Origin of the sequence: uncultured Oscillibacter sp., from assembly GCF_910584465.1 — a bacterium.
Lineage (GTDB): Bacteria > Bacillota > Clostridia > Oscillospirales > Oscillospiraceae > Oscillibacter.
In genome coordinates, this window is the sequence record NZ_CAJUBK010000081.1 from 1 (window position 1) to 8,083 (window position 8,083).

The 8,083-nt window shown below is 68.4% G+C and carries 8 protein-coding genes; 5 read left to right on the plus strand and 3 right to left on the minus strand.

The annotated features are described in order from the left end of the window. On the plus strand, nt 1-199 hold a 199-nt coding region (locus QZ332_RS12315), incomplete at its 5' end, for a hypothetical protein (protein ID WP_295765896.1). A gap of 52 nt (nt 200-251) precedes the next feature. Continuing rightward, nucleotides 252-1,397: a DUF4317 domain-containing protein gene (locus QZ332_RS12320; RefSeq protein ID WP_295765899.1), complete on the plus strand. Its 1,146-nt coding sequence runs from the start codon at nt 252-254 to the stop codon at nt 1,395-1,397. 40 nt (nt 1,398-1,437) lie between these two features. Here QZ332_RS12320 and QZ332_RS12325 read toward each other — a convergent pair whose 3' ends face one another. Both QZ332_RS12325 and QZ332_RS12330 read right to left on the minus strand, forming a co-directional pair. After that, complete coding sequence (locus tag QZ332_RS12325; protein WP_295765902.1) at nt 1,438-2,127, minus strand: hypothetical protein; 690 nt, start codon at nt 2,125-2,127, stop codon at nt 1,438-1,440. A 33-nt stretch (nt 2,128-2,160) separates the two neighbouring features. Beyond that, on the minus strand, nt 2,161-3,279 hold the full coding sequence (locus QZ332_RS12330; protein ID WP_295765906.1) for a hypothetical protein: 1,119 nt from the start codon (nt 3,277-3,279) through the stop codon (nt 2,161-2,163). A 186-nt stretch (nt 3,280-3,465) separates the two neighbouring features. Here QZ332_RS12330 and QZ332_RS12335 point away from each other — a divergent pair, with 186 nt between their 5' ends. From QZ332_RS12335 to QZ332_RS12345, 3 genes are all read left to right on the plus strand, one after another. Then, the gene (locus QZ332_RS12335; RefSeq protein WP_295765909.1) at nt 3,466-5,181 is read left to right on the plus strand and encodes an FtsW/RodA/SpoVE family cell cycle protein; all 1,716 of its coding nucleotides are present in this window, start codon (nt 3,466-3,468) and stop codon (nt 5,179-5,181) included. Nucleotides 5,182-5,325: 144 nt separating this feature from the next. Then, entirely contained in the window at nt 5,326-6,696 is a 1,371-nt protein-coding gene (locus QZ332_RS12340) for a penicillin-binding transpeptidase domain-containing protein (protein WP_295765912.1), read from the plus strand. A gap of 45 nt (nt 6,697-6,741) precedes the next feature. Continuing rightward, nucleotides 6,742-7,041, plus strand: coding sequence for a hypothetical protein (locus QZ332_RS12345; protein ID WP_295765915.1), 300 nt, complete (start codon nt 6,742-6,744; stop codon nt 7,039-7,041). 172 nt (nt 7,042-7,213) lie between these two features. Here the strand turns inward: QZ332_RS12345 and QZ332_RS12350 are convergent. Further along, nucleotides 7,214-8,083: calcium/sodium antiporter (locus QZ332_RS12350; RefSeq protein WP_295765918.1), on the minus strand; the 870-nt coding region annotated here is incomplete at its 5' end.

Sequence of the window (8,083 nt, forward strand, 5' to 3'; positions counted from 1 at the left end):
CGCTGACCTCTTGAATGCCATTCAAGCGCTCTCCCAGCTGAGCTATACCCCCATGTCAGGCGTCCTTCATCAGAACAGTGATTATGATAGCAGAGCCTCCGGGAAATGTCAAGAGGTTTTTCAGGAAATTTTGCGCCCCGGCCCCGGCGGAAGAAAAGGCTTGCCTTTTCAGGCGCTTTCCAGTAGAATGGATGTTTGACAACGGCCCCAAAAATACCCGGCGGGGTGCCGCCGGAAAGCGAGGTATCACGATGGATCGAAAAGAGATCGGCGAGCTCCGCCGCCGCTTCCGCCCGGAGAAGTCCGCCGTCAGCCGGATCTACGGCTGCTATGTCAACGGCTCCAGCCGCCAGATCGTCTCTTATCTGGACGAGTCCCTGGGGAACATGCCCCAGGAGGAGGCGGAGAAGTACCTGTCCCTGCTGAGGAAGGCCCTGTCCGGCTCCCTGGGGAAGAACCTCATCGACGTGGTCTTCTCCACCCAGCAGGTGGCGGACAGCGACGAGCACCGCCTCCTCTCCGCCCTCCGGGAGTCTGAGCTGAAGGACGGCGAGATCCGGGAGGGGTTCTACCGCACCGTCATCGACGCCCTGGACCTGGAGGGTGGCAATTACATCATCCTCCTGGCCCACGACGCCTACGACGTGCCCCACCGGGACAAAAGCGGTGAGGTCGACGGCCACGACCAGGTCTTCTCCTATATCGTATGCGCGGTCTGCCCCGTGAAGGCGTGCAGGATGGAGCTGGGCTATTTCCCCGGCGAGAACGAGTTCCACAGCTGCGCCGCCGGGCAGATCGTCTCCGCCCCGGAGCTGGGCTTCCTCTTCCCGGCCTTCGACGACCGGGCGGCGAACCTCTACAACGCCCTCTTCTACACCCGGAAGGCCGACGCCATCCACCAGGAGTTCATCGACGCCGTCTTCCGCACGGAGCCCCCCATGTCCGCCGCCGAGCAGAAGGAGGCGTTCGAGGGCGCCCTCCGCGCCTCGCTGGAGGAGGCGTGCAGCCTGGAGGTGGTCCAGGCCGTCCACGGCCGCCTGCTGGAGAAGATCGAGGCCCACAAGGAGGCCGGGGGGCAGGAGCGCCTGGCCCTGTCCGTGGAGGAGGTCGGCGGGATCCTGCGGGAGTGCGGCGTGCCGGAGGAGCGGGCGGAGGCGTTCCAGGCGCGGTGCGGCGAGGCGTTCGCGGGCGCGGCCCTGGACCCGGAGAACCTGATCGACGTGAAGCGGTTCGACGTGAAGACGGAGCAGGCCACGATCTCCATCGACCCGGCCTACAGCTATCTGGTGGAGACGCGGATCATCGACGGGCGGAAGTACCTCCTCGTCCCCGCCGGGGAGGGCGTGGAGGTCAACGGCCTCAGCGTGGAGCTGGAGGCGGGAGGCCCGGAAGCGTAAAAAGACCGCCCCCGGCGTTCCTGCCGGGGCCGGTCATCCCTCATGCCTGTACGTCGACGGCCTCGCCGGCGGAGGGCTCCGGAGCGCTCCCGGCGGCGTAAGCCTGGGCCGCCGCCTCCGCGGAGGGGACGGACTCGAACTTCTGGGCCTGTTCCCGCAGCTGCATGTCCACGGCGGCGATCTGGGCCTGCATCCGGTCGTCGATCTCCGCCTCCCGGAGATAGCCGGACTCCCGAAGCTTCCGCAGGGCCTGCCTGCGGGCCAGCTCCTGCCGCTGGCGCTGGGCCTCCCGGGTGCGCTCCTCCCGGGCCAGCTTTTCCTGCCGGGCCCGGGCCAGCTCCTCCCGGTCCAGCTCCCGGGCCTTCTTCCCCGCCCGCCGGACGGCCTTCTGGAGCTGGCTTATCGCGGCCTGGATGCGCTTGGCGTTGTCGGGGTCGGTCTGCTTGGCGGCTTTCAGCCGGGCGATCTGCCGCCGGGCGAAGCCGGCGGCGGCGCTGACCTCCGAGGGCTTCCGGGCCCGGGCCAGCCGGGCATAGGCTTCGATGGGGGCGTCGCCATACCGGGGCGCGGGCTTGGCGGCGCGGTACCGCTCCCGGGCGGCGTCGGCCTGCTCCCGGGCCTGCTTCATCATCTCATAGAGGTCGGGGCCCTCGTCCGGCGGTCTCGCCGTCCTGGCGGCGCTCTGAGCCTGCCGGGAGGAGGCCCCGCTGTTCACCTGTATGCCGCTCATGGCAGACCTCCTCTCTTCAGCCGGCGGGGCCTGTCAGGCCCGCAGGTCCATGCCCAGCGCCCTGTGCTGGGGGAAGCGGCTGAAATAGCCGCCGGGGTAGACCTGGAGATCGTTCAGGAAACGGTCCACGGCCTCCTGGGCCCCGCCGGACTGCCCGGAGAATTTCAGCAGCGCGGCCACGTTCTTCAGATCGCCCTTGGAAAAGTCATAGGTGAGATCGGCGCTCTCATACCGCCACGTCCCGCCCTCGTCCTTGTAGGCGGCCCAAGTGGTCCCCTTAGTGGGGTCCGTGGGGTCAAAGCCCGGCTTGGTGTAGTCGATAAAAGTCGTGGTCCCGTCCGGGTGCTCGATGGTCAGGGATGTGACGGAGCCTGTCTTCCCGGTGTTCCCGCCGGACTGGTAGAACCAGCGGAAGTCCCTGGGCGGGATCTGGTCCGGATCCTTGACAAACTGGTCGTCCACATGGAAGTGGTTGGACAGGGCAGAGTTGAAATTGTAATAGAGGTCCAGCCCTTTGGCCTTGTAGTCGCGGACGGAAACCGTGTCCTGCCAGCCCCGCTCCTCCGCCATGGCGGTAAATTTCTCCGTCAGGGCGGAGACGGCCTCCTCGCTCTGGTAGTAGTAATCGGAGTTGTAGTACTTCCAGTTCCGCTGGGCGGTCATGTCCCCGGTGATATAGCCCTGGCCCTCAGCGTTGTTCCGCTTCACGGCCCCGTCCAGGACCATGCGGCGGAACTCGCCGTAAAAGGTCTCCTGGAAAGCGGGGCCCATCATGTCGCCCCATAAGGGCATGGGATATCCCCGGTCCTTGCAGGCGTCCAGCAGACGGTCGGACAGGCTCTGGTAGGCGTCCGCCAGCTCCTCCGCTGAAATCGCCCCGTCGAAAAACTTGCCGATAGCGGCCTCCGCCTGGCCGTACACCTCCCGTTTCACGTCGGAGATGACGGGGCTCCTGTCCATGGCGGGCTCGCTGAACTCCGCCCGGAACCTGTCCTTCTGCTCCTCTGTCGAGGGGTTGAAGACCACGCAGTTCTCCTGGAATTTCTGGATTTCCTCCGGGTCCGTCACCTTCCGAAGCTGGTCTGTGGCGTTCTTGAAGGTCCACTTGCCAAACTGTACATATTCGCCCAGGCTGCTCTTCACGCTTTCCATAGTCGATCCTTTCCGTCCCGGGAGAGTCCGGGCACATCCTCTCTATCCCGGACACATCCTCTCTATCCAATATATCGGCAGGATGCCGAAAAAGTGAAGGTACCGGCGGGGAATTTTTGGCAAGGTAGATTTTTTCATAAAACCGTGGTATGCTGAGGGAGCATCGCAAAGAAGGGAGGCGTGTCCATGGGACTGCCCGAGCTCTTGGCGGCCCATCCCGCCGCCGGGATCTTCTATACCGCCTTCGTCCGCGTCCTCTCCCCCATCCTGGCCGGGGCCATCCTCTGGAGGGCGGTGAAATCCCTCCTCCGCGTCCCCCACACGCCGGAGACCTGGGGCCAGCTCAGCCTCCCCGGCGGGGGCTCCGTGCCCCTCACCCACTGGGAGAACATCCTGGGCCGGGGGAAGAGCGCCGACGTGCGCCTGAACTACCCCAGCGTCTCCCGCCAGCACGCCGCCCTCTGCCGGGACGAGGAGGACCGCTGGACCCTCTACGACCTGGGCTCCAAAGGCGGCGTCCTCCTCAACGGCGAAAAGGTGGAGGGCTCCGCCCCCGTCCGCCTGGGGGACCAGATCGAGCTGGGGGGCGTGCCCCTGCTGTTCCTGCCCCAGACCGCCGCGGAGCGGGAGGAGCTGGAGGCCAGGCGCCGGGCCGAGCGCCCCGCCGCCATGTGGCCCTCCTTCCTCTGGCTGACGGTGTTCCAGCTCTTGTCCTGCGTCCAGCTGATGCTGTCCGCCGGGGGGGACGCCTCTCCCGCCGTGCCCCTGGCCTTCCTGGGGCTGACGGCGGTGATGTGGCTCTATGCCCTGGCCCTGCGGCTGTGCCGCTGCGTGGGCTTCGAGATGGAGACGATCGCCTTCTTCCTCTCCACGCTCTCCCTGGCCGTCACGGCCTCCAGCGCACCGGGGAGCCTGTATAAGCAGCTCCTGGCCATCCTGCTGGGGCTCCTGCTGTTCCTGGTCCTGGGGCTGTTCCTCCGGGACCTGGGCCGGGTCCGCCGGGTCCGCTGGGCCATGGCGGCGGCCTCCATCGCCCTCCTGGCCCTCACGCTGGCCCTGGGCCGTTCCAAATACGGCGCGGTGAACTGGATCTCCCTGGGCCGCGTGTCCGTCCAGCCCTCGGAGATCGCCAAGATCTCCTATATCTTCGCCGGGTCCGCCACGCTGGAGCGGCTGTTCCGGCGGCGGAACCTGACCCTCTTCATCGTCCTCACCGGCGTGTGCGTGGGCCTGCTGGGCCTGATGAGCGACTTCGGCACAGCGGCGGTCTTCTTCGTCACCTTCCTGGTCCTGGCCTACCTCCGCTCCGGGGACTTCGCCACGCTGTCCCTGATCTGCGGCGGGGCGGTGTTCGGCGCGGGGATCGTCGTGAAGTTCAAGCCCTATATCCTCAGCCGCTTCGCGGTCTGGGGCCGGGCCTGGTCCGACCCCTCCGGCGGCGGCTATCAGCAGACCCGCACCATGTCGGCGGCGGCCTCCGGGGGCCTGCTGGGCATGGGGGCCGGGGAGGGCTGGCTCCACCGGGTCCCGGCGGCGGACACCGACCTGGTGTTCGGGATGCTCTGCGAGGAGTGGGGGCTGGTGATCGCGTGCTTCGCCGTGGGGGCCATCGTGGCCCTGGCGTTCTTCACCGTCCGGGCCTGCCGGGCGGCGCGGAGCAGCTTCTACTGCCTGGCGGCCTGCGCCGCCGGGTCGCTGCTGGTGTTCCAGACCTGTCTGAACGTCTTCGGGTCCGTGGACATCCTGCCGCTGACCGGCGTGACCTTCCCCTTCGTGTCTAACGGCGGCTCCGCCATGATATCCGCCTGGGGCCTGCTGGCCTTCCTGAAGGCCACGGACACCCGGGAGCACGCCAGCTTCGCCATCCGGCGTCAGAAACTGCGCTCCACTCCGCCCGGCTGACGCCGGGCATCCGTTCCGCTCCGTTCCCTCCGCCTCCTTCAAGGGGGGACCCGTCCCCCCTTGAGCATCCCCCCTCCCCTGTGGGGGGACGAGGGACGGGGGACGAGAGACGGGGGACGGGAGTCCTGGATGGGAGGTGTCCATTTGAAAAAGATCGAGAACCGGGCCGTCGTCTGCTTCCTGCTGGCTTTGGTGCTGGCGGCCGGGACCGGGCTGTTCCTCTTCCGCTATGCCCTCCACGGCGGCGAGTGGGTCTCCTCGGCCTTCAACCGCCACCTTTACGACGCCCAGGGCCGCCTCATCGCCGGGACCGTGCTGGACCGGGACGGGGACGTGCTCTCCTCCGCCGAGGGCGGGGAGCGGACCTACTACCGCGACGCCACGGTCCGCAAGGCCACCCTCCACGCCGTGGGGGACCTCCAGGGGAACATCGGCACCGGGGCGCTGAACGCCTTCGCCGACCGGCTGACGGGCTGGGACCTGCTGGGCGGGGCCTTCGGCGCGGACCGGGGCGGGGAACTGACCCTCACCCTGGACGCCCGGTACAACTACGAGGCGTACCAGGCCCTGGGCGGCCGGGCCGGGGCCGTGGGCGTGTACGACTACCGGACGGGGGAGGTCCTCTGCATGGTCTCCGCCCCCAGCTACGACCCCCTGGACGTCCCGGAGGACATCGAGACCGCCGCCCGCTGGGAGGGGGCGTACCTGAACCGCTTCCTCTCCTCCGCCTTCGCCCCCGGCTCCGTCTATAAGACCGTGACGCTGGCGGCGGCGCTGGAGACCGTCCCGGACCTGGAGTCCCGGACCTGGTCGTGCACCGGGTCCCTGCAGATCGGGGCAGAGACCATCACCTGCCCCGCCGTCCACGGGGAGCAGGGCATCGCGGACGCCTTCGCCAACAGCTGCAACACCGCCTTCGCCCAGATCGCCGTGGAGCTGGGGGCGGACACGCTCCGGCGCTACACGGAGAAGGCGGGCCTCACCGCGGCTTACGATCTGGACGGGCTGTCCTCCGCCAAAGGCTCTTTCGACTGGGAGCTGGACGAGGGCCGCCTGGGCTGGGCGGGCGTGGGCCAGGACCGGGATCTGGTGAACCCCTGCGCCCTGATGGTCTATATGGGGGCCGTCGCCGGCGGCGGCAGGGCGGCGGAGCCCTACCTGATCCTGCGGTCGAAGGACGGCTTCGGCATCCCCTCCCTGCCCCACCGGACGCGGCGGACGCGGGAGCTGATCTCCCGGGACACGGCGGAGGCGCTGGCGGAGCTGATGGCCGGGAACGTGGAGAAGACCTACGGCGCCGGCCGCTTCCCGAACATGGACCTGTGCGCCAAGTCCGGCACCGCCGAGGTGGGCGGGGGCCGGAGCCCCCACGCCTGGTTCGCCGGCTTTTTGCGGGACGAGGACGCGCCCTACGCCTTCGTGGTCATGGTGGAGAACGGCGGGGGCGGCAGCAGCGTGGCGGGCGCCGTGGCCGCGGAGGTCCTGGACGTCATCGTCAACGGATACGAAAAGTGATCACGGTCCGTAAAAATCTATCGATATACAACGGAGGGTATGCGAATGAAACGACGGAACTCCTTCCTGCTCCATGGGCCGCAGCAGCTGGCGATGGGGGCGGTCTTCTCGGGCATCGGCTTCTTGCTGTACACCCTGGCCACCGTCATGGGCCGGGAGGCGGCGGCGGACGCGCTGGTCATGATCTTCGGCGTGGTGTCCGTGTACGTCTTCGCCTGCGTGGCGGCGGAGCGTCGGCGGGACAAGCGGAGCGTCAGCCTCAACCTCTTCCTGGGCCAGGCCGCGCTGGCGATCTTGACCTGCATGTGCGCGATGCTGACGCTGTGGGACAAGACGGGGCATTGACCCTGGCGGACGAGACGGGGCCCGGGGGAGCGGGGACGCTCCTCCGGGCCCCCTCATGCGCCCCGGCCCGCGGGCAGGCGGGCCCTCTCCCGGGACGCTCCCCGTCCCCGGGCCATGCAGACGCCCCCGGCCGCAGAGCGGCCGGGGGCGCCGATCGTCCAAGGGGACGGCCTCAAGTCACCAGCAGCACCACATAGCCCGCGTACAGCCCCAGCATCAGCACGCCCTGCCAGCGGTAGAACCGCTCCGTCGCCAGGGGCGGGATCACCGCCACGCAGCACAGCAGCAAACACGCCGGCATGTCCAGCGCCGTGGTCTGGGCGCCGATGGTCAGCGCGCCGCCGCTGACGGCGGAGCACACCGGCAGGATCATCGTCAGGTCGATGACGTTGGCCCCGATGATGTTGCCCACGGACATGGAGGCTTCCTTCTTGGCGATGGCGGTCAGCGTCGTCACCAGCTCGGGCAGGGACGTGCCGATGGCCACCATCGTCACGCCGATGATGCTGGCGGGCACCCCCATCAGCAATGCCAGCTCGCTGCCATAGTCGATCAGCAGCTTGGAGCCGGTCACGATGGCCCCGATGCCCAGGGCGAAGAGGGACAGCTTCTCCATCATCTGCCGCCGGGAGATGGTGCGGCGCTTGCGGCGGACGGCCTGCTCCTCCGCCATGCCGGACCGGGCGTCCCGGAGGTTGCTCCAGAGGTAGACCGCGAAGATGACGAACAGCAGCATCCCCGGCAGGGCCTCCAGCGACCCGCCCCGGCTGAGCACCAGCAGCAGCGCCGCGCCGAAGACCATCAGCAGCGCCTTGAGCTGGAACTGGGCCCGCTTCACCGCGGAGGGGATGCACACCAGGGAGATCCCCAGGATCAGCCCCAGGTTGGCGGTGACGGAGCCCACCGCGTTGCCCACCGCCAGATCCACCTCCCCCTGGAGGGTGCCGGTGACGGAGACCGTCAGCTCCGGCAGGGTCGTGGCCAGGGAGACGATGGTGGCCCCGATGATGAACCGGGGCACGCCGGTGGCCTCCGCGATCCA